Here is a 25,945-nt window from a genome sequence, read left to right as displayed (position 1 = left end):
CGGGAGATCGCCGTACGCGGACGTCACTTCTTGGCCGGCACGATGTTGCCGACGGTGATGCCCTTGGGGTTGAGGTGGGAGATGTGGCCGCTCTCGGTGCCCGCCGAGGGGTCGATCACGCAGTCGATGAGGGCGGGGCCGCCCGAGGCGAGGGCCTCGGTGAGGGCGGCGGTGACCTCCGCGGGGGTGGTCGCGCGGTAGCCCTTGCCGCCGAACGCCTCGAACATCACGTCGTGGCGGGCCGCGGACATCAGCGTCGTCGGCGACGGGGCGTCGTCGTAGGGGTTGACGTCGTCGCCGCGGTAGACACCGCCGTTGTTCATGATGACCGTGACGACGGGCAGGTTGTAGCGGCAGATCGTCTCGATCTCCATCCCGCTGAAGCCGAAGGCGCTGTCGCCCTCCACGGCCACGACCGGCTGCCCGCTCTCGACGGCGGCGGCGATCGCGTAGCCCATGCCGATGCCCATGACGCCCCAGGTGCCGCTGTCGAGGCGGTGCCGCGGCACGTGCATGTCGATGACGTTGCGCGCGATGTCCAGGGCGTTGGCGCCCTCGTTGACGAGGTAGACCTCGGGACGCTCGCGGATGACGTCGCGCACGGCCTTGAGCGCGCCCATGAACTGCATCGGGTGCGGGTCGGCCTTCAGGCGCTCGGCCATCTTGGCGACGTTCTGCGCCGAGCGGGCGCCCAGCTCCTCACGCCAGGCGGCGGGGGCCGCGATCTGGCCCGGCTTGGTCCGCTCGATGAGGGCTTCTACGACCGACTCGATGTCACCGACGAGCGGGGCGGCGATGGGCTGGTTGCTGTCCATCTCCTTCGCCTCGATGTCGACCTGGACGAACTTCGCGTCGGGGTTCCACTGCGGTGCCTCGCCGTGGGCCAGCAGCCAGTTCAGGCGCGCGCCGACCAGCATCACGACGTCGGCCTTCTTCAGCGCCAGCGAGCGGGCGGTGGCCGCGGACTGCGGGTGGTTGTCGGGCAGCAGGCCCTTCGCCATCGACATCGGCACGTACGGGATGCCGGTGGACTCGACGAACTCGCGGATCTGCGAGTCCGCCTGCGCGTACGCCGCGCCCTTGCCGAGGACGATCAGCGGCCGCCGCGCGCCGGCCAGCAGCTCGATCGCCCGGTCCACGGACTCGGGGGCGGGCAGCTGGCGCGGGGCGGGGTCGACGAGACGGCTCAGCGTCTTCGCGCCGTCCTGCGCGTCCATGATGGAGCCGAGCACCGCGGCGGGGATGTCGAGATAGACACCGCCGGGGCGCCCGGAGACTGCGGTGCGCAGGGCGCGGGCGATACCGCGGCCGATGTCCTCGACCCGGCTGATGCGGTACGCGGCCTTGCAGAACGGCTGCGCGGCGGCGAGCTGGTCCATCTCCTCGTAGTCGCCCTGCTTGAGGTCGACGAGGTGGCGCTCGCTGGAGCCGGAGATCTGCACCATCGGGAAGCAGTTGGTGGTGGCGTTCGCGAGCGCCACCAGGCCGTTGAGGAAGCCGGGGGCCGATACGGTCAGGCAGATGCCCGGCTTCTTGGTGAGGTAGCCGGCCGCGGCCGCCGCGTGTCCGGCGTTGCTCTCGTGGCGGAAGCCGACGTAGCGGATGCCCTGCGCCTGGGCGAGCCGTGCCAGATCCGTGATCGGGATGCCGACCACCCCGTAGATGGTGTCGACGTCGTTCATCTTGAGCGCGTCGACGACCAGGTGGTACCCGTCGGTGAGCTCGGCCGGTGCGTCGGCGTTCGCCGCGGTCTCCAGTGGTGAGGGGGCGGTCATGGTCCGAGGTCCTCCTTGGGCAGGTCATGCGTGCGGCTGCTGCTCTCACCATCCGCAGCCCGCTCGCCCGCGTCCAAGACCTATCGGCGACCAGCCGATAGACGGCGTTTATCGACGCACGCCACAGGGGCGTTGAGGTGGGTTGATAGACCCCCGCTATCGACCGTTCGCCAGTGCGTATTGGACGGTTGCTCGGCGCCCCGCGCAGTCTCGCTGAGGACGGTTCATCAGAGATTCCCGGCGCGAGGAGGTGCGGCCATGGCCGTTCCGGCCGCAGCATCCGTGCGCGACCCCGGCCGATACCGGCCGCCCGCGCTGACGGGCCTCACCGATCTCCTGGACCGGCCCGCCCGGGGACGTCCCCAGGCACCGGCGCTGATCACGGGCGCCGACCGCGCGCGGGTCTCCTACCGCGCCCTGGACGAGCTGGCCGACGCGGTGGCCGCGCGTCTGACCGCCGCGGAGCTGCGCCCCGGGGACGCGGTCGGGCTCGTCAGCGCCAACACCGTCGAGTTCGTGGCGGCGTTGCTGGGCGGGGCGCGCGCCGGGCTGGTGGTGGCGCCCGTCGACCCCGCGCTGCCCGAGCCGCGGATGACGGCCGGGCTGGAGGCGCTGGGGGTACGGGCCGTCCTGCTGGGCCCGACCGCGGGCGGCGCCCCGCCGGCGGCCGTGGGGCCCGGTGTCCCGGCCTGGACGCTGCGGGTGGACCTCTCCCCCGCCGGGACGGTGACGGCCGCGCTGGACACGGGCGCGGGCGCGCCGGCCGCCGCGGGGGGCGCGGCCGGCGAACTCGCCGCGCAGGACGCCCTGGTGCTGTTCACCGCGGGGACGACCGACCGGGCGAAGATGGTCCCGCTGACGCACGGCGCGGTGGCCGCCTCCGTCCGCGGCGTGTGCGCCGTGTACGAGCTCGGTCCGGAGGACGCCACGGTCGCGGCGATGCCGTTCTTCCACGGGCACGGGCTGTTCGCCGCCCTGCTGTCGACGCTGGCGAGCGGGGGCTGCGTACTGCTGCCCGCGCGCGGGCGCTTCTCGGCGCACACCTTCTGGGACGACATGCGCGCGGCGGGCGCCACGTGGTTCACCGCGGTGCCGACCATCCACGAGATCCTCCTGGAGCGGGCGGCGACGGACCTCACGGACACGGGCTCGCAGGTGCCGGCGCTGAGGTTCCTGCGCAGCTCCAGCGCGCCCCTGAACACGGCCACCCAGCGGGCGCTGGAGCGCACCCTCGGCGCGCCGCTGCTGTCGGCGTACGGCATGACGGAGTCCGCGCACCAGGCGACGAGCGAGCCGCTGCCGCAGCACGGGCCGCTCAAGCACGGTTCGGTCGGCCGGCCGGCCGGTGTCGAGCTGCGGGTGCTGGACCCGGACGGGAAGCCCTGCCCGCCCGGCGGCGAGGGCGAGGTGTGGGTGCACGGGCCGACGGTGGCCCGCGGCTACCTCGGCAACCCGGGCGAGACCGCGTACGGCTTCGTCGACGGCTGGTTCCGCACCGGCGACCTGGGCGCGCTCGACGAGGACGGCCACCTGTTCCTCACCGGGCGCCTGAAGAACATCATCATCCGCGGCGGCGAGAAGGTCTCGCCCGAGCACGTCGAGGACGTCCTCGCCGGGTGTCCCGGGGTGGCCGAGGCCGCGGTGTTCGCCGTGCCCGACGCGACGTACGGGCAGCGGGTCGGCGCCGCCGTGGTCCTCTCCCCGGCCGAGGGGCCCGGGTCGGAGGCGCCCGGGGCCGAGGAGGTGCGGCGGTACTGCCGCGGGCGCCTGGCCCCCTTCGAGGTCCCCGAGCGGATCCGGATCGTCACCTCGCTCCCGCACACGGCGAAGGGCGGGCTGGACCGGGCCGCGGTGGACCTGCTGTACGCACGGGACCCCGTGTGGCCGGGGCTCACCTGACGCGGTGCTCCGCCGGCAGCGGCTGGTCGAAGAACTCGTCCAGCGACAGCCCGGCGGCGGCGTTCATGAAGGCCCGCGCGGCGACCGAACCCGGGGTCGCCGCGTGGATGGCGACCGACACCCGCGCCCTGGCGTCGGGTTCGACCAGGCGGACGGCCCGCATCCTGCCGAGCGGCGGCATCGCCCGCAGCCAGGTGTGCGGGACGATGCTCGCGCACGCGCCGGCGCCCACGCTGGCGTACAGGGCGGCCACCGAGTCCGTCTCGACCTGCGGGGTCACCACGACCCCGCTCTCGGCGAACGCGTCGTCGATGACCTGCCGGATCCTCATGTCGGGGGTCAGCAGCGCGAGCGGCATCGTGGCCGCGTCCGCCCACTTCATGGTGTCGGTCTGCGGCAGCAGCTGGTCGCTGGAGGCGAGGAGCATGTACCGCTCCTCGTACAGCGGCATCATCTGCAGGCTCTCGCGGTCGTGCGGGGCGAAGTGCGCGATCGCGGCGTCCAGTTCGAAGGCGAGCAGTTGGCGGTGGAGTTCGGTGGTCGACAGCCGGGAGCGGACCTGGACCTTGGCCAGCGGGTGCGCCGCGCAGAACGCGGCGACGGGCAGGACGAGGGTGGTGGACGCGGTGGGTTCGGTGCCCAGCCGCAGGGTGCCGGTGATGCCCGACTGGACGGCGGCCACCTCGGCCTTGAAGGCCTCCTGCTCGGCGAGGATCCGCTTGGCCCAGACCACCAGCCGTTCGCCCTCGGGGGTCAGGCCCTGGTAGTTGTGGCCGCGGTTGATCAGCGTGACGTTCAGCTCCCGCTCGAGCTTGGCTATCGCCGCCGAGAGCGCGGGCTGCGAGACGTAGCAGGACTCCGCCGCCCGGGCGAAGTGCCGCTCCCTGGCCACCGCCACGAAGTACTCCAGCTGACGGAACAGCATGAACGACTCCTCTCTGCCTGGGCCGCGGCCCCGCCGGCACGTCCTGCTGGAGTCGCAACGCCGTCGGTGCCGGCGGTTCGGCGCTCCCGGGGTGGCGAACGTCCCCGGACGGCCGACGGCGGACGAGCTGGTTGCGGTGTGACCGGGCAAAGCCTACCGAGCCGGATCGCGGCCCTCGTTCGTGCCCGCGAAGGCGGCGCGGGCCCTGCCCGGAGCCCGGTCACGTCGCCGCCGCGACGGGACCGGACCCCGGAGGTGGTGCTGCGGCCGTCCGGCGGTGGGCCGGCGAGCCGCGGGTCTGTCGGGATGGGTGAGCGCGGGCCGGGCCTGGCGGGAACCGGTCTCCGCGCGGTGGGGCCTTTCTTCTATGCGGCGGTGACGCCGCGGGCCAGCAGGTCGGTGGCGGCGTGGACCGCCCGCAGGTTGGGGGCTTCGGCGCCGGAGATGTCGGCCATCTCCACGACGGCCGTCACGATGGCGTCGAGTTCCAGTTGCTTGCCGGCCTCGAGGTCCTGGAGCATCGAGGTCTTGTGGTGTCCCACCCCCTCGGCGCCCCGAAGCCGCTTCTCGATCGAGATGTCGGGGGTGCTGCCGACCCTGGCCGCGATGTCGAGGGTCTCCTCCATGAGCAGGGTGACCAGCCGTCTGGTGTGCGGGTGCTTGCAGATGTCGACCATGGTCGCCCTGGTGAGGGCGCTGATCGGGTTGAACGCGACGTTGCCCATCAGCTTGATCCAGATGTCGTCGCGCAGGTTCGGCTCCACCGGGCACTTGAGACCGCCGGCGATCATGGCCTCGCTCAGTTCCGTGCACCGGTCGGACACGCCGCCGCCCGGCTCTCCGATGGAGAACCGGGTGCCCTCCAGGTGCCGGATGACACCGGGGGCCTCGATGACCGTCGCGGGGTAGACGACGCAGCCGATGGCGCGTTCGGGCGCCAGCACCTCGCTGGTGGCACCGCCGGGGTCGACGGCCTCGATCCGCCGCCCCTCGTAGGGGCCGGTCAGCTTGTGGAAGTACCACCAGGGGATGCCGTTCTGACCGGCCACCACTGCGGTCTTCTCACCGAGCAGCGGGGAGATCAGCGGACCGGAGGTCGCGTAGGAGTGTGCCTTCAGGCCCAGGAAGACGTAGTCGACGGGGCCGATCTCCTCCGGATCGTCGGTGGCGTGCGGCTTGGCCACGAAGTCACCGCGCGGGCTGTTCACCCGGACTCCGTCGGCCCGTATCGCCTGAAGATGCTCACCCCGGGCGATCAGGTGCACGTCGGCGCCACCACGGTGCAGTGCCGCGCCCACGTAAGCGCCGATCGCACCGGCTCCGAGGACTGCGATTTTCACGGCGACTCCTCTCCATTCGAAGGGGGAATGAATACTGTATGCAGTACCCTCTGGGGATGTACAGTCCCCATCACGGAAAGTCGCGGCCCGGAACGGGACATGATCCCGGCCGGCGCCGCGTCAGAGGTCTCCGGCGCCCCGCTGGGTCATGAACCGGGTCACACCCGCTCCCGACAGGTTGACCGAGCACGAAGCAGGGGAACGCTTCGCCGCACACGCGGTCCCGGGCCCGCACGGCCGCACCACGAGGCCGGGGAACACGCAGTGCCGACAACGGCTCGGCAGACGAGCCGGGACATCGGTCGGAAGCGACGGAAAAGGAGAGCGATGTCGGATTCACCCCCTCAGCAGATCGGTGTCGTCACCGAGTCCACCGCCGGGGAGACACGGGTGGCGGCCACACCGGACAGCGTCCGCCGGCTCCTCGGCCTCGGCTACGAGGTCGTCGTGGAGCCGGAGGCGGGAGCCGCCTCCGGCTTCCCCGACGAGGCCTACGCCGAAGCGGGCGCGCGGATCGGCGACGCCTGGCAGGCGGACGTGGTCCTCAAGGTCAACGCACCCTCGCACGAGGAGATCGGGAAGCTGCGCGAAGGAGCGACCCTGATCGGGCTGATCGCCCCGGCCCACAGCCCCGAACTCGTCGAGGAACTGGCCGCACGGCCCATCACCGTGCTGGCGCTGGACGCCGTCCCGCGCATCTCCCGGGCCCAGTCGATGGACGTGCTCAGCTCGATGGCGAACATCGCCGGGTACCGGGCGGTCATCGAGGCGGCCCATGTCTTCGGGCGCTTCTTCACCGGGCAGGTCACCGCGGCGGGCAAGGTGCCGCCGGCGAAGGTCCTGGTGGCCGGCGCGGGCGTGGCGGGCCTCGCCGCGATCGGCGCGGCCGGCAGCCTCGGCGCGGTGGTACGCGCCACCGACCCGCGGGCCGAGGTCGCCGACCAGGTCCGCTCCCTGGGCGGGGAGTTCCTCGCCGTCGAGGTGGTCCAGGAGGCGAGCGCCGACGGCTACGCCAAGGCGACCTCCGAGGAGTACGACCGGCGTGCCGCCGAGATCTACAGCGAGCAGGCCGCGGACGTCGACATCATCATCACCACCGCGCTGATCCCCGGCCGCCCGGCCCCCCGGCTGATCACGGCGGCCGACGTGGCGTCGATGAAGCCCGGCAGCGTCATCGTCGACATGGCCGCCGCGCAGGGCGGCAACGTCGAGGGCACGGTCGGCGGGAAGGCCATCGTCACCGACAACGACGTGACGATCATCGGCTACACCGACCTGGCGGGCCGGCTGCCCGCGCAGGCCTCCCAGTTGTACGGGACGAACCTCGTCAACCTCCTCAAGCTGCTGACGCCCGGCAAGGACGGGCGGCTGACGCTCGACTTCGACGACGTCGTGCAGCGGGCCGTCACGGTGGTGCGGGAGGGCGAGAAGACCTGGCCGCCACCGCCCGTCCAGGTGACGGCGGCACCGGCCGCCGGGCAGACCCCCGCGCCGGCGGCGACCGCGCCCGCGCCGAAGGAGCCCCGCCTGACCCCGGCCGCGCGCTACGGACTGATCGCCGCGGGCATGCTCGCGATGTTCTTGTTGATCGCCTTCTCCCCGGCCCAGCTCGTGGGCAACTTCACCGTGTTCGCGCTGGCCGTCGTCATCGGTTACTACGTGATCGGAAAGGTCCACCACGCCCTGCACACCCCCCTGATGTCGGTCACCAACGCCATCTCGGGGATCGTGGTGGTCGGAGCGCTGCTGCAGATAGGCCACGCCGGACCGGCCGTCACCGTGATGTCGGTCGTGGCGATCATGCTGACCACCGTGAACATCTTCGGCGGATTCGCCGTCACCCGCCGCATGCTCGGCATGTTCTCGAAGGGCTGAGGATCGATGAACGCAACCACGGCCGCACAGGCCGCCGACATCGTCGCCGCGCTGCTGTTCATCTTCAGCCTGGCCGGACTCTCGCAACACCGCACCTCCCGCGCCGGAGTGGCGTACGGCATCGGCGGCATGGCGCTGGCGCTGGTCGCCACCGTCGTCGCCGCGGCGCAGGACATCCCCGGCAGCGCGGTCGTACTGATCGTCGTCGCCACGGCCGTCGGCGGCGCCGTCGGCCTGTGGCGGGCGCGCCGGGTGGAGATGACCCAGATGCCCGAGCTCATCGCCGTGCTGCACAGCCTCGTGGGCCTGGCGGCGGTGCTGGTCGGCTGGAACAGCTACTACGAGGTGGAGGCGCACGGCGACGCGCAGACCCGGGTCGCCGCCGACCTTCTCGGCATCCACCACGCCGAAGTGTTCATCGGCATCTTCATCGGCGCGGTCACCTTCACCGGCTCCATCGTCGCCTTCCTGAAGCTGTCGGCGCGGATCAAGTCACGTCCGCTGACGCTGCCGGGGAAGAACTCCCTCAACGTGGGGGCGCTGGTCGCCTTCGTCGCCCTGACGGTGTGGTTCACGGTGAGCCCGGACCTCGGCCTGATGATCGCCGTCACCGTCCTGGCGCTCGCGCTCGGCTGGCACCTGGTCGTCTCGATCGGCGGCGGCGACATGCCGGTCGTCGTCTCGATGCTCAACAGCTACTCGGGCTGGGCCGCGGCCGCGGCGGGCTTCCTGCTCAACAACAACCTGCTCATCGTCACCGGCGCGCTGGTCGGCTCCTCCGGCGCCTACCTGTCGTACATCATGTGCCGGGCGATGAACCGTTCCTTCCTGTCGGTGATCGCCGGCGGCTTCGGCGCCCCGGCGCCGTCGAGCGGCGACGTCGAGCAGGGCGAGCACCGCGAGACCTCCGCGGACGAGACGGCCGAACTGCTGGAGAACGCCACGTCGGTGATCATCACCCCCGGCTACGGCATGGCGGTGGCGCAGGCGCAGCACCCGGTGGCGGAGCTGACCCAGGCACTGCGCCGGCGCGGGGTGCGGGTGCGCTTCGGCGTCCACCCGGTGGCCGGCCGGCTGCCCGGGCACATGAACGTGCTGCTGGCCGAGGCCAGGGTGCCGTACGACGTCGTGCTCGAGATGGACGAGATCAACGACGACTTCGGCGACACCACGGTGGTGCTGGTCATCGGCGCCAACGACACCGTCAACCCGGCGGCGGAGGAGGACCCGGCCAGTCCGATCGCCGGCATGCCGGTGCTGCGGGTGTGGGAGGCGGAGAACGTCGTCGTCTTCAAGAGGTCCATGTCCTCGGGGTACGCGGGGGTGCAGAACCCGCTGTTCTTCCGCGAGAACAGCCGCATGCTCTTCGGCGACGCCAAGGAGAGCGTGGAGGCCATCCTGCGCTCGCTGAGCACGCCGGAACCCGGTTCGGCGGCGTCGCGCGGCCTGCGCACCGACCAGCAACCGGCGCCTGCCTGACGGTGGTTCCGCCCGCGGCGGTGGGGCGGGGGAAGCACTGCTTCCCCCGCCCCGTCCGCTGTGCGACCGGCGCCGGCGCCCGCCCGCATCCGCCCGCATCCGCACGCGGACGGCCGATGTCCCGCAAAGCCGTGTCCAACCCCGCGACTGCATTGCATACCGAAATCTGTATTCTTGGCACTGTGCAAAGAACTCAGCCGACAGGGGGGCTCATGCGCGAGACACGTACCGCGGCCGCCGCCGTCCGGGTCACCCGGCCGGCACCATTGCGCCAGGCCGTCTACGAGGCCCTGATCGAACTGATCATCAACGGCACCCTCAGACCGGGTCAGCACCTGGTCGAGGCCGAACTCGCCGACCACCTGGGCGTCAGCCGCCAGCCGGTGCGGGAGGCCCTGCAGCGTCTGCAGACCGACGGATGGGTCGACCTGCGCCCCGCCCAGGGCGCCTTCGTCCACTCCCCCACCCAGGAGGAGGCCACCCAACTGCTCAGCGTGCGCGCCGTGCTGGAGACCCACTCCGCGCACGGCGCCGCGCTGCACGCCACGGACGCGGACGTGGCCCGGCTCTGGCACCTGCAGGACGCGGGCATCACCGCCCTCGCGGCGGACGACGCCCGCGGCATCGTCGAGGCCAACGCCGCGCTGCACGGCTTCATCACCGAACTGTCCCGCAACCAGGTCCTCGCCGAGCTGATCCTCCAGGTCGACCGGCGGGTGCGCTGGTACTACATGCCCATCGCCCGGCCCCGCGGCCGGGACGCGTGGAACGAGCACGCCACGATCATCGAGGCCATCGCACTGGGCGACGCGGAGCGCTCCGAGGAACTGATGCGCCGCCACACCCGCAACACCACCGACTTCTACTGCCGGCAGATCGCCGCCGCCGTCGACGCCGGGCGGGCCTGAGGCCCGCCGCCGGGAACGGGCGACGGCCCGGGTGCCTGGGGCGGGCACCCGGACCGTCTTCGGGGGAGGGAGGAACGGGATCAACTGGATCAACGGGAGGAAACGGCGAAGGAGGGACGGGCGGGGCCGGACGGACCAGGGGGCGCGCCCCACCGGCCGGCCCCGCCTCCGTGACGCGGGCACCTGGCCCGGGACTGCCGCCGCCCCGGGCCGGGCGACTTCGCCCGCGCACGATCTGGGGGGCTCCTCGCGGAGCCCCGGTACCGCAGCCGTCAGGTGGTGGCCTCGGCGGGAGAGGGGGTACGGCTGCCCACCTCGGCCACCGGACTCCCGTCGCCGCTCCGGCGCGGGGCGCCGGGCTGCCGCAGGAACACCGTGATCAGCGCGGAGAGGAAGGCGATGCCGCCGGCCAGGTAGTACGCCCCGGCGTAGCCCCAGGCGGCGACCACTCCGGCGGCCACACCGCCGCCGCCGACACCGCCGACCAGCTTGGCGCTGTAGACGAGCCCGTAGTTCTGCGCGTTGTTGTTCTCACCGAAGTAGTCCGGGGTGAGCGCGGCGAACAGCGGGTAGAACGCCCCGCCGCCGAAACCGTTGAGGAACGCGAAGAACAGGAACAGGGGTTCGTTGTGCGCCTGGCCCGACCACAGCACGCCGAACTGCGCCAGTCCCGCCACCACCAGTACCAGGCCCAGAGTCTGACGCCGGCCCAGGTAGTCCGACAGCCAGCCCACGACGGCCCGGCCGACGCCGTTGACCACGGCGAGCACACCCGCCGAGGAGGCCGCGACCAGCGGGCCGAAGCCCAGGCTCTTGGCGAACGGGACCTGGAAGTTGATGCCGAAGAGCGACACGCCGCCGATGCAGACCAGGGCGAACCACATCAGCGGCAGCTGCCCGGTCCTGATCGCCTCCATCGGGGTGAACTGGCCCTTGGCGGGCGGGTTCTTGGCCAGTCGCTTGGCCACCCGGCGCGCGTCCTCGCTGACGCCCCGGTTCAGCGGGTCGACGTCGTGCGGCCACCAGCTCTTCGGCGGGTCGCGGAAGAACATGCCGCAGAAGGCGACGACCAGCACCATGCCCAGCGCGATCAGGTCGAGGACCATCTTGTAGTTGGACGGGTGGAACCAGTAGTTGAAGACGAAGATCAGCGGCAGGGTTCCGTAGGCGAAGCCGCCGTTCACGAACCCGGTGCGGGCGCCCTTGTTGTCGGGGTACCACTTGCCGACCATGTTGATGCAGGTCGCGTACACCAGGCCGGCGCCCGTACCGCCCAGCACCGAGTAACCGGCGATCACCACGTAGGGGTTGCTCAGGTGCGAGAGCGCCAGGAAACCCAGTCCGGAGAAGACCGCTCCGGCGAGCATGGCCGTCCTGGCCGGCAGGACCCCGGTCTCCCGCAGCCGTCCCGCGGGGAACGCGACGCCCGCCTGGAAGACCGCCCAGATGCTGGCGATCCAGAACGTCTCGGTCAGGGTCCATCCGTGGGCGTGCTCGAGCACCGCCTCGGCGGAGCTGTAGCCGTACTCGTAGACGCTGACGCCCATCATCGCGATCCAGGGGAGCCAGACCATCCAGGCCCGGGGCCTCCCCAGGAGGGAGCGGTCGGTCTCCCCGACCCGGTAGACGCGACCGTTCGCGTCGCTGACCTCCCGGTACTGCCCGGGAACCACGTGCTGTGTTGCTGACATCGGTGCCTTCCCTTGCCTGAAAAGAACCTGGCGTGCGCCCCCTGGGCCCTTCTCTTCATGCGGAGGGGTGGAGCGGACCATCCCTGCGGCTCGGCCCGGCATGGCCGGGCCCGGTGGTACGCCGTCCGGGCAGCTGAGGTCGGTCCGGGGCGGCAGACCCGGATCGTGACAGCGCGCAGTCGGGTGACACGGTGGTACGGCGTGGTACGTCGTGGTACGACCCCGGGCACGCCGAAGCGGCCGTGCTCAGGGGGTGTCGAGACGAACATTCAGCTGGTCAGCGCGATTCTCCATACTGGAGATTGCATACGGTATGGACCGTCAATTCGGGGTGTCCAGGGGATGTCGGGAAGATTGACCAGTGCATTACCAACCGGTGGCGCCCGCTCCGCACCCGCCCGGACGGCCGACTCCAGCCGCTCCAGGGCGCGTTGTCGCTGGTCGGTGAGGTAAGTCCGGCTGCCCGCCGAATGGTTGCCTGCGGCACCCGATACCTCCGTGCGGCCGGACGCGCGAGGCGCGGGTAAAGGGCCGGCAAGGAAGGCCACGAGCAGGCAAAGTCCGGTGCCGGGGCGGCGGTCCCGGGCCGGGCCTGCCGCCCCGGGACCGGAACCGCTACGCGCTCAGGCGCCCGAACCTCCGCACCGCCAGCGGCAGGAAGACCGCCAGCAGGGCCAACGGCCAGGCCACGGCCGCCCAGGCGTGACCGGGTTCGCCACCGGGGCCGCCGAACAGGTCGCGTACCGCCGTCGCCGTCTGTGACATCGGGTTCCACTGGACGGCCGTGCCCAGCCAGCCGGGCATGGCCTCGGGGGCGGCGAAGGCGTTGGAGAGGAAGCCGACCGGCCAGACCAGGATCTGCACGGCCTGCACCAGTTCCGGCTTCCCCGCCACCAGGGCCAGCTGGATGCCGATCCACAGCATCGCGAAGCGGAACAGCAGCAGGAGGCCCACGGCGCCGAGGAAGGCGGCGGCCCCGCCGTGGGTGCGCCAGCCGAGCGCGTGGCCCACACCGAGCAGGACGGCCAGGCCGGCGGCCGACTGGAGCATGTCGGCGGCCGAACGTCCCACCAGGACGGCGCCGTTGGCCATCGGCATCGAGCGGAAGCGGTCGATCACGCCCTTGTCGAGGTCCCGGGTGACGGCGAGCATCGTGCCCTCCAGGCCGAAGGCCATGGTGAGGGCGAGCATGCCGGGCACGAGATAGCCGAGGTAGTCGCCCCTCACCTCACGACCGCCGCCGACGAGGTAGCCGAACATCAGCAGCAGCATCACCGGGAAGACGAGGCCGACCAGCACCTGGACCGGCTGCCGGGCCCAGTGGGCCAGTTCGCGCCGGGTCATGGTCCAGCAGTCGGCGAGGACGTACGATCCCCGCGCGCGCCGGGCCGGACCGCCGGTGGTGTACGCGGCGCTCACGCGGTCTCCTTCGTGCGGTGGTCGTCCGCGGTCAGGTGCAGGAACACCTCGTCGAGGGTCGGGCGGCGCAGGGCGATGTCCTCCGCCTCGATGCCGGCCGACTCCAGGGCGCGGACCACCCCCGTGAGCGCCGCCATGCGGTCGGCGACCGGCGCGCTGACCAGCCGCCGGTCGGCGTCCACCGAGACCTCGCCCCCGGACGCGGGCAGCAGGGCCCCGGCCGCGGCCAGTTGGCCGGCGTCGCGCAGCACCACGTCGATGCGGTCGCCGCCCGTGCGGGCCTTGAGTTCGTCCGCCGTGCCGTCGGCGATCACCCGGCCGTGGTCGACGACCGAGATACGGTCGGCGAGCTGGTCGGCCTCCTCCAGGTACTGCGTGGTGAGCAGGACCGTCGTACCGCCGTCGGCCAGGGAGCGGACGGAGGCCCACACCTCGGCCCGGCCGCGGGGGTCGAGGCCGGTCGTCGGCTCGTCGAGGAACAGCACCTCGGGATCGGTGACGAGGGACGCGGCAAGGTCGAGCCGGCGCCGCATGCCGCCGCTGTACTGCCCGACCGCCTTGCGCCCGGTGTCCGCGAGGCCGAAGCGCAGCAGGAGCTCGTCGGCGCGCTCGCGCGCCCGGCGGGCGCCGAGATGGTGGAGGCGGCCGAACATCTCCAGGTTCTGGCGGCCGCCGAGCTGCTCGTCGAGCGCCGCGTGCTGCCCGAGCAGGCCGATCCGGAACCGTACCGCCGGGGCCTGGGTCACCACGTCGTGCCCGGCCACCTCGACACGGCCGCGGTCCGGCCGGAGCAGGGTGGACAGAATCCGGACGAGGGTCGTCTTGCCCGCGCCGTTCGGGCCGAGCACCCCGTGCACGGTGCCGCGCGCGACCTCCAGGTCCAGCCCGTCCAGCGCCGGTCTGCCGCGGAACTTCTTGTGTGCCCCTTCGACGGTGATCGCTGTGCCGGTCACAGGCCACTCCTCCACTGATCAAGTAGTCAAACTTGATTACTGGCGCAAAGTAGTGGCCTCGCAGCGCACTCGTCAAATTTGATTAATGCTCGTCCCCGGGATGCGGCTCCCCCGTCGCGTACGGGTTCTCCTCGCCCTGCGCCAGCACGCCCACGAACGGCTCGCCCTCCCCGGCGAAGGTGTACGCGCCGCCCTCGATCCGCTCGATGAGCCCGCGAGTCCACGCCGCGTCCGAGTCGGCGGTGTGCACCCAGAGGTTCATGATCTCGCCGATGTGCCCGAGCCGAGCGGGGCCGTCCTCGGGGATGTAGTGCTCGGTGACGGCCGCCCGCCACTCCTCGATCCCGCGAATCCGCTGCCGCAGCAGACCCAGCGCCTCGTCCCGGCGCAGATCGACGATGAAGCCGATGGCCGCGGACTGGATGTCCGTCTTCTGGTCGTACGCGACCAGCGCCTCGTGCAGCAGGCGCAGGAACTCCCCGGTCCCCTCGTCCGTGATCTCGTACTCGGTGCGGGGCGGTCCGCCGGCCGTCGAGGGGGCGATCTCGTGGGCGTGCAGCAGTCCCTGCTTCGCCATCTGCTTCAGGGCGTGGTAGACGGATCCGGGCTTGGCGTTGGACCACTCGTGCGCGCCCCAGTACTCCAGGTCGTTGCGCACCTGGTAGCCGTGGGCCCGCCCGTGCTGGCGGACCGCGCCCAGGACGAGGAGACGGATCGCTGACATGCCGTCCAGGTTAGGCGGACGGGTGCGGGGCGCCGTACGCGCCCCGCACCCGTCTCCCGTCCGTCCCTGGTCCGGTCAGCCCGCGGGGTTGCCGCGGGCGCCCCGGCGGCCCTCGCCGCCGGCCGGTGCCCGTCGTCCCGCGCCGCGGGTCCCCGTACCGGATCCGGTGCCGCCGGCCGCGCCGGACGCACCGCGCCGGTCGGTTCCCCGGCCGCCCGCGGCCCCCGCGGCGCCCGCCGTCCCGCGCGAACCCGCGCGGCGGCCGCCACCGGACGCCGCCGTTCCGGCCGCGGCCCGGCGGTCCGAGCTCCGGCCACCCGTCCCGGGAGCCGCACCCGTCGCCGCCCCGGTTCCGCCGCCGCCGCGGCGCCGGCGAGCGGGCCGCCCACCGTTCTCGCCGCCGTTCTTCTCGCGGGACGCCCTCGGCGCGGACGCCGGCTGGGGCACCTCGATGGTGATGGCGACGCCGGACGGCTCACGGGCACCCGTGAGGGTGGTCAGCTCCTCCGCGCTCGAGGTGATGCGGGCGGTCCGGGGACGGATCCCCGCGTCCGACATCAGCCGGGTCATGTCCCGCTTCTGGTCGGGCAGGACCAGCGTGACCACCCGGCCGGAGCCGCCGGCGCGGGCCGTGCGGCCGCCGCGGTGGAGGTAGTCCTTGTGGTCGGTGGGCGGGTCGACGTTCACGACGAGGTCGAGGTCGTCGACGTGTATGCCGCGGGCCGCCACGTTCGTGGCGACCAGCGCCGTCACCTGGCCGTTCTTGAACTGCTCCAGCGTGCGGTTGCGCTGCGGCTGGGAACGGCCGCCGTGCAGTGCCGCCGCGGGGACGCCGACGGCCAGCAGCCGCTTGGCGAGCCGGTCGGCGGACCGCTTGGTGTCGAGGAAGAGGATGACCCGGCCGTCACGTGCCGCGATGCGCGTGGTGACGGCCTTCTTGTCGGTCTCGTCCAGGACGTGGAACACATGGTGCTCCATGGTGGTCACCGCACCCGCGGACGGGTCCACGGAGTGCACCACGGGGTCGGTCAGGAACCGCTGCACCAAGCGGTCGATGTTGCCGTCCAGGGTCGCCGAGAAGAGCATCCGCTGTCCGTCGGGCCGCACGCGCTCGATCAGCCTGGTGATCTGCGGCAGGAAGCCCATGTCGGTCATCTGGTCGGCCTCGTCCAGCACCGTGATGCCGACGCTGCCGAGCACGCAGTCGCCGTGTTCGACCAGGTCGTTGAGCCTGCCGGGGGTGGCCACCAGCACCTCGACGCCGCGCCGCAGCGTGGCGGCCTGCTTGGTCATGGACAGCCCGCCGACCACGGTGGCCATCCGCAGGTTCACCGCCGTCGCGTACGGGGTCAGCGCGTCCGTCACCTGCTGGGCAAGTTCACGGGTGGGCACCAGCACGAGGGCGAGGGGCGCCTTGGGCTCCGCGCGCAGTCCGGCCGTGCGGGCCAGCAGCGCCAGGCCGAAGGCGAGGGTCTTGCCGGAGCCCGTGCGGCCCCGCCCCAGCAGGTCACGGCCCGCGATCGAGTTGGGCAGCGTGGCGGCCTGGATGGGGAAGGGGGTGGTCACGCCCTGCGCGGTGAGGGTCTTCAGCAGTCCCGCGGGCATGTCGAGAGCGGCGAAGTCCTCGACCGCGGGGAGTGCGGGTGTCGTGCTTTCCGGCAACCGGAATTCTCTCGGCGACGGTGCGGAGGGTGCGGACGACGACACGCGCCGATTCGATTTCTGGGGCCTGCGGGACATGCGGTGATGTGCCTTCCTGAGAACAGCGCAAACCGGGGTCCGCACCATGACGGTGCGGACCCCGGTGAGCGGGTACGCGTCCGGCGATCAGGCGGGGACGATGTTCTCCGCCTGCGGGCCCTTCTGGCCCTGCGTGACGTCGAAGCTCACCCGCTGGCCCTCCTGGAGCTCGCGAAAGCCCTGGGTGGCGATGTTCGAGTAGTGGGCGAAGACGTCGGGGCCGCCGCCGTCCTGCTCGATGAAGCCGAAGCCCTTTTCAGAGTTGAACCACTTGACGGTTCCCTGTGCCATGACATTCTCCTTCTTTAGGCAGAGGGCCCACCCGGAGATGCCGGAGAACAAATAATGCGCCTGCGGGAGAAGAATCCGTCAGGCGCACATAATTCCTATGGGTACCACAACTGCAACTACTTCACCTTAACACAGATCGGGTCGGCACGACGGATGAGGCCTGCGCGGGGCAGGGGACCGCGCGGGCCCGGGACGGGAGCCGGGCAGGGGCCGGCGCAGCCGGTCACCCCGGGTTCACCGGGCAGGGCTCACCCGTCCGTGTACCCGCCCGAGGCCCGGCACGCCCCGTCGTCGCCGCGGGAGCGCGTTTCCGTGCTCCCGCGGCATTCCGGGCCCCGACCCGGGGCCTCCGCGTCGTCAGCGCAGCAGCTTCACCGCCTCGACCACCAGGGGGTCCAGACCGTCCGCCCCGGCGTCGACGAATTCGAACAGCCGGGTGCGCATCCGCGGGTCCCAGAACCTGCCGATGTGCCCCGCGACGGCCTCGGCCGCGCTGTCGCCCGGCAGGTGGACGAGGTTGGCCGCGATGTCGTTGGCCATCCGGCGCTCCGCCGGCACGGCGCCGGCCATCTCAGTCCACCACCGTCAGCAGCTCGTCCCGCTCCCGGCCCCGGTCCTGTTCCGCGCCGTCGTCGCGAGGCGGGCGGGCGAGCCCCACCTGGACCGCGGTCACCTTGTACTCCGGGCAGTTCGTCGCCCAGTCGGAGTTCTCGGTGGTCACCACGTTGGCCCCGGTCACCGGGTGGTGGAAGGTGGTGTAGACGACCCCGGGCGGCATCCGGTCGGAGATCTCCGCCTTCAGCCTCGTCTCCCCCACCCGGCTCGCCAGGGTCACCATGTCGCCGTCCACGATGCCCCGGACCTCGGCGTCGTGGGGATGGAGCTCCAGCACGTCCTCCGGGTGCCAGGCGACGTTGCCGGTGCGGCGGGTCTGCGCCCCGACGTTGTACTGGCTGAGGATCCGGCCGGTGGTCAGGATCAGCGGGAAGCGCCTGGTGCTGCGCTCGGCGGTCGGCACGAAGGTGGTGACCACGAACCTGCCCTTGCCCCGCACGAACTCGTCCACGTGCATGATGGGCGTGCCCTCGGGGGCCTGCTCGTTGCACGGCCACTGGACGCTGCCCAGCTTGTCCAGCAGCTGGAAGGAGACACCCGTGAAGGTCGGCGTGACCTGGGCGATCTCGTCCATGATCTGGCTCGGGTGGTCGTACGCCATGGGGTGGCCCATGGCGGTGGCGATCTCGGAGACGATCTGCCACTCGTGCTTGCCCGTCTTCGGCTTCATCACCGCGCGCACCCGGTTGATGCGGCGCTCGGCGTTGGTGAAGGTACCGTCCTTCTCCAGGAAGGACGCGCCGGGCAGGAAGACGTGCGCGAACTTCGCCGTCTCGTTGAGGAACAGGTCCTGCACGACGACCAGTTCCATGGCCTCCAGCGCCGCGGTGACGTGCTTGAGGTTGGGGTCGGACTGGGCGATGTCCTCGCCGTGCACGAACAGGCCGCGGAAGGTCCCGTCGATGGCCGCGTCGAACATGTTCGGGATGCGCAGCCCGGGCTCGGCGAGGATCGTGCCGCCCCAGAGGTTCTCGAAGACGGTGCGCACCGCGTCGTCCGAGACGTGCCGGTAGCCGGGCAGCTCGTGCGGGAACGAGCCCATGTCGCAGGAGCCCTGCACGTTGTTCTGGCCGCGCAGCGGGTTGACGCCGACGCCGTCGCGGCCGATGTTGCCGCAGGCCATCGCGAGGTTGGCCATGCCCATCACCATGGTGGAGCCCTGGCTGTGCTCGGTGACGCCCAGCCCGTAGTAGATCGCCCCGTTGGGCGCCTGCGCGTACAGCCGTGCCGCCGCGCGCAGCTCCTCGGCCGGCACGCCGGTGAGCTCCTCCGTGGCCTCCGGGCTGTTCTCCGGGCGGGCGATGAACTCCTCCCACCCCTCGAAGTCCTCGCACCGCTCGTCCACGAAGGCCCGGTCGACCAGACCCTCGGTGACCACCACGTGCGCCATGGCGTTCACCACGGCCACGTTGGTGCTGGGCCGCAGCTGGAGGTGGTGCTCGGCCTGGACGTGCGGGGAGCGCACCAGGTCGATGCGGCGCGGGTCGACGACGATGAGCTTGGCGCCCTCGCGCAGCCGGCGCTTCATCCGCGAGGCGAACACCGGGTGCCCGTCAGTGGGGTTGGCGCCGATCACCATGATGACGTCGGCCTCGGCGACGGACCGGAAGTCCTGGGTGCCGGCCGACTCGCCGAAGGTCTGCTTGAGCCCGTACCCCGTCGGGGAGTGGCAGACCCGGGCGCAGGTGTCGACGTTGTTGTTGCCGAAGGCGGCGCGCACCATCTTCTGGACGACGTACACCTCTTCGTTGGTACACCGCGAGGAGGTGATGGCGCCGATCGCACCCGATCCGTACCGCTCCTGGAGTTCGAGCATCCGGCGGGCGACCGTGCCGATCGCCTCGTCCCACTCGACCTCGCGCCACGGGTCGGTGATCTTCTCCCGCACCATGGGCTTGAGCATCCGGTCGGGGTGGCTGGCGTAGCCGAAGGCGAAGCGGCCCTTGACGCAGGAGTGCCCCTCGTTGGCGCCGCCGTCCTTGTGGGGCACCATCCGCACCAGCTCGTCGCCGCGCAGCTCCGCCTTGAACGAGCAGCCGACCCCGCAGTACGCGCAGGTCGTGATCACCGAGCGGGTCGGCATACCGAGCTCGACCACCGACTTCTCCTGGAGCGTGGAGGTCGGGCAGGCCTGCACGCAGGCACCGCAGGAGACGCACTCGGACTCCATGAAGGTCTCGCCGGCGCCGGCCGACACCTTGGAGTCAAAACCGCGGCCCTCGATGGTCAGGGCGAAGGTGCCCTGCACCTCGCCGCAGGCCCGTACGCAGCGGGAGCAGGCGATGCACTTGGAGGCGTCGAAGTCGAAGTACGGGTTGGAGGTGTCCTTCTCGGCGTCGAGGTGGTTCTCGCCCTCGTAGCCGTAGCGGACCTGCCGCAGCCCGACCACCCCGGCCATGTCCTGCAGCTCGCAGTCGCCGTTGGCGGGGCAGGTGAGGCAGTCCAGCGGGTGGTCGGATATGTACAGCTCCATGACGCCCTGGCGGAGCTTCTCCACCTTGGGGGTCTGGGTCCGCACGCTCATCCCGGCCGCCACCGGCGTGGTGCACGACGCGGGGGTGCCCCGCCGGCCGTCGATCTCCACGACGCACAGCCGGCAGGAGCCGAACGGCTCCAGGCTGTCGGTGGCGCAGAGCTTGGGGATGTCGATGCCGGCGAGCGCGGCGGCGCGCATCACCGATGTGCCCTCGGGCACCGTCACCGGCATCCCGTCCACTTCCACCGAGACCGTCGCCGGTCCGGGTCGCTCCGGTGTGCCGAAGTCGGGTTCCTTCAGGAGTGTCATGCCGTGCCCTCCGTCCTGCCTCCATGGGCGTGCGTGCGTGGGATCGCCCGGCCGGGGTCGCGGGCGAGGAAGTCGTCGGGGAAGTGCGCGATGGCGCTGCGCACGGGCATCGGCGTGAGGCCGCCCATCGCGCACAGGGAGCCGTCGGTCATCAGCTCGCACAAATCCTCGAGCAGGGCCAGGTTCTCGTCCCGCTGCTGACCGGCCACGATCTTGTCGATCACCTCGACGCCGCGGACCGAGCCCACCCGGCAGGGCGTGCACTTGCCGCAGGACTCCTCGGCGCAGAACTCCATCGCGAACCGGGCCTGGGCGGCCATGTCGACGGACTCGTCGAACACGACGACGCCGCCGTGGCCGAGCATGGCGCCCGCCTCGGCGAACGCCTCGTAATCCATCGGCAGGTCGAACATCGACGTCGGCAGGTAGGCGCCGAGCGGCCCGCCGACCTGCACCGTGCGGACCGGGCGCCCGGAGAAGGTGCCGCCGCCGTAGTCCTCGACCAGTTCGCGCAGCGTGACGCCGAAGGCGGTCTCCACGATCCCGCCGCGGGCGATGTTGCCGCCGAGCTGGAACACCTGGGTGCCGCGCGAGCGTTCCACGCCGAGTTCCTGGTACGCCTTCGCGCCCTCGGCGAGGATGACCGGCACCGTGGCGAGCGTGAGGACGTTGTTGACGACCGTCGGCTTGCCGAACAGGCCCTCGATCGCGGGGATCGGCGGCTTGGCGCGGACGGTGCCGCGCTTGCCCTCCAGGCTCTCCAGCATGGAGGTCTCCTCGCCGCAGATGTACGCTCCGGCGCCGACGCGGACGTGCAGTTCGAAGTCGAGGGGGGAGCCGAGGATGCCCTTGCCGAGCCACCCCTGCTCGCGGGCGATGCCGATCGCGGCGCGCATCGTGGCCACCGCGTCGGGGTATTCGGAGCGGATGTAGATGTAGCCCTCGCGCGCGCCGACGGAGTGCGCGGCGATCGTCATGCCCTCGATGAGCATGAAGGGGTCGCCCTCCATGACCATGCGGTCGGCGAAGGTGCCGCTGTCGCCCTCGTCGGCGTTGCAGCAGACGAACTTGAGTTCGTCGGCGCAGTCCAGGACGGTCTTCCACTTGATGCCCGCCGGGAAGCCGGCGCCGCCGCGTCCGCGCAGACCGGAGTCGGTCACCTCGGTGACGACGTCGGCGGGGGCCATGCCGAGGGCCGTGCGCAGTCCGGCCAGGCCGCCGTGGCGCAGGTAGTCCTCCGGCGAGAGAGGGTCGGTGATCCCGATCCGGGAGAAGGTGACCCGGGTCTGGCGGGCCAGCCAGGGCAGTTCGTCGACGACGCCGAGGCGCAGCGGGTGGTCGGCGCCCTCGAGCATGCCCGCGGCCAGCAGTCCCTCGACGTCCGAGGGGGCCACCGGCCCGTACCCGACGCGGCCGGCCGGGGTGACCACCTCGACCAGCGGCTCCAGCCACAGCATGCCGCGGGAGCCGTTGCGCACCACCTCGACGGGCGCCTCCCGTTCCGCCGCGGCGCGCCGCAGCGCGTCCGCAACCTCGTCCGCGCCGACCGATCTGGCCGCCGAGTCGCGCGGGACGTAGACCGTCACCGCGGAGTCGGAAGAGTCCTTCGTCATGCCACCGTCCCCTTGAGGATGGAGCCCAACCGGGCCATGTCCACTCGTCCGTACAACCGGCCGCCGACCTCGACCGCGGGCCCCAGGGCGCAGTTGCCGAGGCAGAAGACCTGCTCGACGGTGACCGAGCCGTCGGGGGTCGTCTCCCCCGGCGCCAGTCCCGCCTCCCGCGCGTAGCCCACCAGCGCGTCGGACCCGAGGGCCTGGCACGCCTCGGCGCGGCAGATGCGCACCGTGGTCCGTCCCGCCGGCTCGCGGCGGAAGTCGTGGTAGAAGGTCACCACTCCGTGGACGTCGGCCCTGGAGAGGTTGAACTCGTCGGCGAGCACCGGTATCGCCTCTTTGGGTACGCACCCCAGCTCGGCCTGCAGGGCGTGCAGTACCGGCAGCAGCGCGCCGCGCTGATCCCGGTGATCGGCCACCACCGTCCGGACCGTGTCTTCGACCGTCATGTCACTCCCGCCGATCGTCATTGACCACTCCGCCTTCGCCAGGTCAGGGAGTGCCGGCGCGGGATCGTCACAGAGCCGCTTCGCCTTCCCGACGGTGCCGGCAGTACACCGCGACGATACCGCATACAAACTTCTGCATACAGAATCCTGCAGCCTGGACTTTCCCAAGTCCCGGCACCACGGAGTGCCTTGCCGCGACAGAAGGCATGTTGCATACCAAAACCTGTATACTGACTCGTCCCGCCGCCGGCGACCCTCACGGCGGCCACCAGTCCAGAGCCGTCGGCCCACAGGCTCGGTGGCAGAACGGGGGAACCATGCGCGAGGCCCTGACGGCCGCGGCGACCCACCGGGTCGCCCGCCCCGCACCACTGCGCCAGGCCGTGTACGACGCCCTCATCGAACTCATCATCAGCGGGTCCCTGACACCCGGCCAGCACCTGGTCGAGGCCGAACTCGCCGAACACCTCGGGGTCTCCCGCCAGCCGGTACGAGAAGCCCTGCAGCGCCTGCAGACCGACGGCTGGGTCGACCTGCGCCCCGCCCAGGGCGCCTTCGTCCACTCCCCCACCGAGGAGGAGGCCGCCCAACTGCTCGGCGTCCGCTCGGTGCTGGAGACCTACTCGGCCCGGCTCGCCGCCGGGAACGCCAAGCCCGAGGACGTCGAACACCTCTGGGAGCTGCAGCAGGCGGGGATCGAGGCGCTCGCCGCGGGCGACGTGGAGCGCCTGGTCACGGCCAACACGGCGCTGCACTCCCTCATCACGTCCATCGCCGCCAACGCCGTGCTGGCCGAGCTGATCTCGCAGGTGAGCCGGAAGGTGCGGTGGTACTACACCCCCATCGCCAAGCCCCGCGGCAAGGACGCCTGGAACGAGCACGCCCAGCTCATCAAGGCCATCGCCAAGGGCGACGCGGAACGCGCCGGCGAGATCATGCGCAAGCACACCGAACGCACCGGCGACTATCGCAAGGCGGTCGCTGCGGGGGCGACGGCACTGAGCTGAGCCGCCCCGGCCCGCGCCGAGGGGGCCGATTCCGCGGCCGCCACCGACGGGTGGACGGCCGCGGCTCCCACGGCGTCCCGCAGTGCGAGCAGCCACGGCAGCACCGTGCGCCGCACCACCTCGTGCCCCGCGCCGTCCTCCCCGAGCATCGCGTCGGCGGGGACGAGGACCGGGTCGGCGACCACCGTCGAGGTGGCGCTGCCGTGCGGCCCCGCCCCGTCCGGCCGGGCCGGGACGAACAGGTCGGGCGCGTGCGCGGGCACCAGCCACAGGGTCAGTCCGTCCGCGGCGGCGAGGGGCGAGGACGACCAGACGTAGCTGTCGGCCTCCCCCGCCGCGACCACCTCGCGCTTGCGGGCGCTCAGGGCGACCACCTCACCGGAGCGGGTGGCGGTCGCACCCGCGGCGCCGTACGCACCGTCCGCCAGGGCGAGGCTGCTCAGGTGGCGTCCGGCGGCTATCTCACCGCGCACCCAGGCACTTCCGCACGCCTCGATCACGGCGACCGCCGCGTAGTGGGACTGGAGCACGGCGGCGGTCACCGGGCAGCTGCCGGCGATCCGCGCGACGACCTCGGCGGCCTCGGCCGGACCCCGTCCACCGCCGCCCAGGTCGGCGGAGACGGTCAGCCCGAGCAGACCCGCCTCGCCCAGGGCGGTCACCGCGCCGCGCGGGAAGCTCCCCTCCCTGCCGGTCCGCTCGGCACGGGGCGCGATGACATCGCTCAGGACACGGGAGAAGGCGTTGCGGTACGACACGAGGTGACCCCCTCGGGAACGGTTGCTGATCTGCCGTCAGGCAGCGGATGTGGGGACGCCGACGGACGGGGCGGCCGGGCACGCGGGTGTGCGTGCGGGCCGGCCGCCCCGCCGGCGTGCGCGCGGACCAGCCGCCGGGAGCAGCCGTCCCGCGTCTCCCGGCAGGTTGCCGTCCGCCGGTCCGCGCGCAGGTCTGGACGGGGCGTCGTGCCCCAGGGGCTCAGGGACGCGGGTCGATCTCCCGCAGCAGCCCCGTGGTGACGTCGAAGACAAAGCCCCGGACGTCGTCGGTGTGGGGCAGGAACGGGGACGTGCGCACCCGCTGCATCGACTGCCGGACGTCCTGGTCGACGTCCTGGAACGCCTCCACCGCCCACGCGGGGCGCTGGCCGACCTCCATCTCCAGCTCGTGCCGGAAGTCCTCGGTGAGGATCTGCAGGCCGCAGCCGGTGTGGTGGATCAGTATCACGCTGCGGGTCTTCAGGGCCCGCTGGCTGATGGTCAGCGACCGGATGGTGTCGTCGGTGACCACGCCGCCGGCGTTGCGGATGGTGTGGCAGTCGCCCAGCTGCAGGCCGAGGGCGGCGTGCAGGTCGATCCGGGCGTCCATGCAGGCCACCACGGCGACCTGGAGCACGGGCCGGGCGCCCATGCCGGGGTCGGCGAACCCCGCGGCGTACTTGCGGTTGGACTCCACGAGGCGGTCGGTGACCGTCTCCCCGCCCGGGGCGCTGCCGCCGGGCTGTGCGGAACCGTACGTTGACGTCGACATGACTCCGGTGCGCTCCTTTTCTGGTGCGGCCCCCCACGTGCTGCGATCATGCACGTGAGCGGCCGGTTCGGGGTGGACCACGGCGGCTCCCGCGCGGCTCCGGCTTCCTCCCGGCGGTCGATAGACTCCGTGAATCAACGCAGGCCGGACCGCAGCGCGCAGCGCCCCCGGTACGGCGGCGGGGTCCGCCGCGCCGGCGTGCCGTGCTCCGGGCGCCGCCGGTACGGCGGCGGCTCGCACCGCCGGGTGGTGTCGCCGGCGGCGGGACGGCGCGCGTGGTCCGCGGTCATGGTCAGATCACTCCTTGTGCCTTGAGCCCCGGCAACTCGTCCTCGTGGATGCCGAGTTCGGTGGTGTAGATGTCGTGGTTGTGTTCGCCGAGGAGGGGTGAGCGGTGGATGGTGGTGGGTGAGTCGGAGAGTTTGAGGGGGTTTCCGACGGTGGTGTAGGTGCCGCGTTCGGGGTGGTCGACCTCGACGACGATCTCGTTGGCCTTGAGGCTTTCGTCGTTGATGATCTCTTTGGTGGACAGGATGGGTCCGCATGGGATGTTGTGGCGGTTGAGTTCTTCGAGGACCTGCCATTTGGGCAGGGTGGTGGTCCATTCCTCGATGAGCTGGAACATTTTGGCGAGTTTGGGCAGCCTGGCTTCGGGGGTGGCCCATTCGGGGTCGTCGGCGAGTTCGGGGTGGCCGATGAGTTGGGCCAGGGGTTGCCAGCCGACGGGTTGCACGATGACGTAGACGTAGTCGTTGGGGCCGCCGGGGGCGCATTTGACCGCCCAGCCGGGTTGGCCGCCGCCGGAGGCGTTGCCGGAGCGGGGGACTTCGTCGGTGAAGGTCTCGTTGGGGTATTCGGCCAGTGGTCCGTGGGTCAGGCGTTGCTGGTCGCGGAGTTTGACGCGGCACAGGTTGAGGACGGCGT

The 25,945-nt window shown here is 71.9% G+C and carries 22 protein-coding genes; 5 read left to right on the top strand and 17 right to left on the bottom strand.

Annotated features, from left to right (window positions below; all coding sequences use genetic code 11):
• Positions 1–23 precede the first annotated feature (23 nt).
• Positions 24–1,775 carry an oxalyl-CoA decarboxylase gene (oxc, locus tag B085_RS0128425; RefSeq protein ID WP_018562006.1) on the bottom strand — a complete coding sequence of 584 codons (1,752 nt, stop codon included), beginning with the start codon at positions 1,773–1,775 and terminating at the stop codon, positions 24–26.
• Between the two features lie 258 nt (positions 1,776–2,033).
• Between oxc and B085_RS0128420 the strand changes: the two genes are divergently transcribed.
• Positions 2,034–3,674 carry a FadD7 family fatty acid--CoA ligase gene (locus tag B085_RS0128420; RefSeq protein ID WP_018562005.1) on the top strand — a complete coding sequence of 547 codons (1,641 nt, stop codon included), beginning with the start codon at positions 2,034–2,036 and terminating at the stop codon, positions 3,672–3,674.
• Here B085_RS0128420 and B085_RS0128415 read toward each other — a convergent pair.
• Positions 3,667–4,599: a LysR family transcriptional regulator gene (locus B085_RS0128415; RefSeq protein WP_018562004.1), complete on the bottom strand. Its 933-nt coding sequence runs from the start codon at positions 4,597–4,599 to the stop codon at positions 3,667–3,669. The two genes, B085_RS0128420 and B085_RS0128415, sit on opposite strands and share 8 nt — an antisense overlap.
• 365 nt (positions 4,600–4,964) lie before the next feature.
• Complete coding sequence (locus tag B085_RS0128410; RefSeq protein WP_018562003.1) at positions 4,965–5,939, bottom strand: 2-dehydropantoate 2-reductase; 975 nt, start codon at positions 5,937–5,939, stop codon at positions 4,965–4,967.
• A gap of 327 nt (positions 5,940–6,266) precedes the next feature.
• Here B085_RS0128410 and B085_RS0128405 point away from each other — a divergent pair, with 327 nt between their 5' ends.
• From B085_RS0128405 to B085_RS0128395, 3 genes are all read left to right on the top strand, one after another.
• Complete coding sequence (locus tag B085_RS0128405; RefSeq protein ID WP_018562002.1) at positions 6,267–7,814, top strand: Re/Si-specific NAD(P)(+) transhydrogenase subunit alpha; 1,548 nt, start codon at positions 6,267–6,269, stop codon at positions 7,812–7,814.
• Positions 7,815–7,820: 6 nt separating this feature from the next.
• Positions 7,821–9,293 carry a Re/Si-specific NAD(P)(+) transhydrogenase subunit beta gene (pntB, locus tag B085_RS0128400; RefSeq protein ID WP_018562001.1) on the top strand — a complete coding sequence of 491 codons (1,473 nt, stop codon included), beginning with the start codon at positions 7,821–7,823 and terminating at the stop codon, positions 9,291–9,293.
• Between the two features lie 212 nt (positions 9,294–9,505).
• Positions 9,506–10,201, top strand: coding sequence for a GntR family transcriptional regulator (locus tag B085_RS0128395; RefSeq protein ID WP_018562000.1), 696 nt, complete (start codon positions 9,506–9,508; stop codon positions 10,199–10,201).
• A gap of 272 nt (positions 10,202–10,473) precedes the next feature.
• Here B085_RS0128395 and B085_RS0128390 read toward each other — a convergent pair whose 3' ends face one another.
• The 10 genes from B085_RS0128390 to B085_RS0128345 all read right to left on the bottom strand — a co-directional run bounded on the left by B085_RS0128390 (position 10,474) and on the right by B085_RS0128345 (position 22,484).
• The gene (locus tag B085_RS0128390; RefSeq protein ID WP_026251533.1) at positions 10,474–11,892 is read right to left on the bottom strand and encodes an OFA family MFS transporter; all 1,419 of its coding nucleotides are present in this window, start codon (positions 11,890–11,892) and stop codon (positions 10,474–10,476) included.
• A gap of 615 nt (positions 11,893–12,507) precedes the next feature.
• Positions 12,508–13,236: an ABC transporter permease gene (locus B085_RS0128385; protein WP_037732654.1), complete on the bottom strand. Its 729-nt coding sequence runs from the start codon at positions 13,234–13,236 to the stop codon at positions 12,508–12,510.
• A 71-nt stretch (positions 13,237–13,307) separates the two neighbouring features.
• Positions 13,308–14,264 (bottom strand): daunorubicin resistance protein DrrA family ABC transporter ATP-binding protein, encoded by a 957-nt coding sequence (locus tag B085_RS0128380; RefSeq protein ID WP_018561997.1) that lies wholly within the window; start codon positions 14,262–14,264, stop codon positions 13,308–13,310.
• An 82-nt stretch (positions 14,265–14,346) separates the two neighbouring features.
• Positions 14,347–14,988 carry a PadR family transcriptional regulator gene (locus B085_RS0128375; RefSeq protein ID WP_018561996.1) on the bottom strand — a complete coding sequence of 214 codons (642 nt, stop codon included), beginning with the start codon at positions 14,986–14,988 and terminating at the stop codon, positions 14,347–14,349.
• A 75-nt stretch (positions 14,989–15,063) separates the two neighbouring features.
• Positions 15,064–16,728 (bottom strand): DEAD/DEAH box helicase, encoded by a 1,665-nt coding sequence (locus B085_RS44060; RefSeq protein WP_051102192.1) that lies wholly within the window; start codon positions 16,726–16,728, stop codon positions 15,064–15,066.
• 87 nt (positions 16,729–16,815) lie between these two features.
• Positions 16,816–17,019: a cold-shock protein gene (locus B085_RS0128365; protein WP_007502648.1), complete on the bottom strand. Its 204-nt coding sequence runs from the start codon at positions 17,017–17,019 to the stop codon at positions 16,816–16,818.
• A 357-nt stretch (positions 17,020–17,376) separates the two neighbouring features.
• Complete coding sequence (locus B085_RS0128360; protein WP_018561994.1) at positions 17,377–17,589, bottom strand: formate dehydrogenase subunit delta; 213 nt, start codon at positions 17,587–17,589, stop codon at positions 17,377–17,379.
• Position 17,590: 1 nt separating this feature from the next.
• A complete protein-coding gene (gene fdhF, locus B085_RS0128355; protein WP_018561993.1) occupies positions 17,591–20,419 on the bottom strand; it encodes a formate dehydrogenase subunit alpha in 2,829 nt (942 codons plus the stop codon).
• A complete protein-coding gene (locus B085_RS0128350) occupies positions 20,416–22,032 on the bottom strand; it encodes a formate dehydrogenase beta subunit (RefSeq protein ID WP_018561992.1) in 1,617 nt (538 codons plus the stop codon). The genes fdhF and B085_RS0128350 overlap by 4 nt, the downstream gene beginning before the upstream one ends.
• A complete protein-coding gene (locus B085_RS0128345) occupies positions 22,029–22,484 on the bottom strand; it encodes an NAD(P)H-dependent oxidoreductase subunit E (RefSeq protein ID WP_234018676.1) in 456 nt (151 codons plus the stop codon). Before B085_RS0128345 ends, B085_RS0128350 begins: the two co-directional genes overlap by 4 nt.
• Before the next feature lie 317 nt (positions 22,485–22,801).
• Here B085_RS0128345 and B085_RS0128340 point away from each other — a divergent pair, with 317 nt between their 5' ends.
• A complete protein-coding gene (locus B085_RS0128340) occupies positions 22,802–23,491 on the top strand; it encodes a GntR family transcriptional regulator (RefSeq protein WP_018561990.1) in 690 nt (229 codons plus the stop codon).
• Here the strand turns inward: B085_RS0128340 and B085_RS44055 are convergent.
• From B085_RS44055 to B085_RS0128320, 4 genes are all read right to left on the bottom strand, one after another.
• Positions 23,449–24,249, bottom strand: a complete 801-nt coding sequence (locus B085_RS44055) for an acyl-CoA dehydrogenase family protein (protein WP_018561989.1) — start codon at positions 24,247–24,249, stop codon at positions 23,449–23,451. The genes B085_RS0128340 and B085_RS44055 overlap by 43 nt on opposite strands.
• Before the next feature lie 220 nt (positions 24,250–24,469).
• Positions 24,470–25,021 carry a beta-class carbonic anhydrase gene (locus tag B085_RS0128330; protein WP_018561988.1) on the bottom strand — a complete coding sequence of 184 codons (552 nt, stop codon included), beginning with the start codon at positions 25,019–25,021 and terminating at the stop codon, positions 24,470–24,472.
• Positions 25,022–25,155: 134 nt separating this feature from the next.
• Positions 25,156–25,311, bottom strand: coding sequence for a hypothetical protein (locus B085_RS49615; RefSeq protein WP_018561987.1), 156 nt, complete (start codon positions 25,309–25,311; stop codon positions 25,156–25,158).
• A gap of 2 nt (positions 25,312–25,313) precedes the next feature.
• A partial coding sequence (locus B085_RS0128320) for a CoA transferase (RefSeq protein WP_018561986.1) occupies positions 25,314–25,945 on the bottom strand: 632 nt, incomplete at its 5' end.

Origin of the sequence: Streptomyces sp. BoleA5, assembly GCF_000373665.1 — a bacterium.
In the GTDB taxonomy this organism is placed as follows: Bacteria; Actinomycetota; Actinomycetes; order Streptomycetales; family Streptomycetaceae; genus Actinacidiphila.
This window is presented reverse-complemented; position numbering and strand designations above follow the sequence as displayed.

Bases quoted from the DNA above. Each gene is read 5' to 3' on its own strand.
- B085_RS0128340 (WP_018561990.1), top strand. From the start codon at position 22,802: ATGCGCGAGGCCCTGACGGCCGCGGCGACCCACCGGGTCGCCCGCCCC.
- B085_RS0128420 (WP_018562005.1), top strand. From the start codon at position 2,034: ATGGCCGTTCCGGCCGCAGCATCCGTGCGCGACCCCGGCCGATACCGG.
- oxc (WP_018562006.1), bottom strand. From the start codon at position 1,775: ATGACCGCCCCCTCACCACTGGAGACCGCGGCGAACGCCGACGCACCG.
- B085_RS0128360 (WP_018561994.1), bottom strand. From the start codon at position 17,589: ATGGCCGGCGCCGTGCCGGCGGAGCGCCGGATGGCCAACGACATCGCG.
- B085_RS49615 (WP_018561987.1), bottom strand. From the start codon at position 25,311: ATGACCGCGGACCACGCGCGCCGTCCCGCCGCCGGCGACACCACCCGG.
- B085_RS44060 (WP_051102192.1), bottom strand. From the start codon at position 16,728: ATGTCCCGCAGGCCCCAGAAATCGAATCGGCGCGTGTCGTCGTCCGCA.
- B085_RS0128390 (WP_026251533.1), bottom strand. From the start codon at position 11,892: ATGTCAGCAACACAGCACGTGGTTCCCGGGCAGTACCGGGAGGTCAGC.
- fdhF (WP_018561993.1), bottom strand. From the start codon at position 20,419: ATGACACTCCTGAAGGAACCCGACTTCGGCACACCGGAGCGACCCGGA.
- B085_RS0128345 (WP_234018676.1), bottom strand. From the start codon at position 22,484: ATGACGGTCGAAGACACGGTCCGGACGGTGGTGGCCGATCACCGGGAT.
- B085_RS0128395 (WP_018562000.1), top strand. From the start codon at position 9,506: ATGCGCGAGACACGTACCGCGGCCGCCGCCGTCCGGGTCACCCGGCCG.
- B085_RS0128375 (WP_018561996.1), bottom strand. From the start codon at position 14,988: ATGTCAGCGATCCGTCTCCTCGTCCTGGGCGCGGTCCGCCAGCACGGG.
- B085_RS0128365 (WP_007502648.1), bottom strand. From the start codon at position 17,019: ATGGCACAGGGAACCGTCAAGTGGTTCAACTCTGAAAAGGGCTTCGGC.
- B085_RS0128415 (WP_018562004.1), bottom strand. From the start codon at position 4,599: ATGCTGTTCCGTCAGCTGGAGTACTTCGTGGCGGTGGCCAGGGAGCGG.
- B085_RS0128385 (WP_037732654.1), bottom strand. From the start codon at position 13,236: ATGACCCGGCGCGAACTGGCCCACTGGGCCCGGCAGCCGGTCCAGGTG.
- B085_RS0128405 (WP_018562002.1), top strand. From the start codon at position 6,267: ATGTCGGATTCACCCCCTCAGCAGATCGGTGTCGTCACCGAGTCCACC.
- B085_RS0128350 (WP_018561992.1), bottom strand. From the start codon at position 22,032: ATGACGAAGGACTCTTCCGACTCCGCGGTGACGGTCTACGTCCCGCGC.
- pntB (WP_018562001.1), top strand. From the start codon at position 7,821: ATGAACGCAACCACGGCCGCACAGGCCGCCGACATCGTCGCCGCGCTG.
- B085_RS0128330 (WP_018561988.1), bottom strand. From the start codon at position 25,021: ATGTCGACGTCAACGTACGGTTCCGCACAGCCCGGCGGCAGCGCCCCG.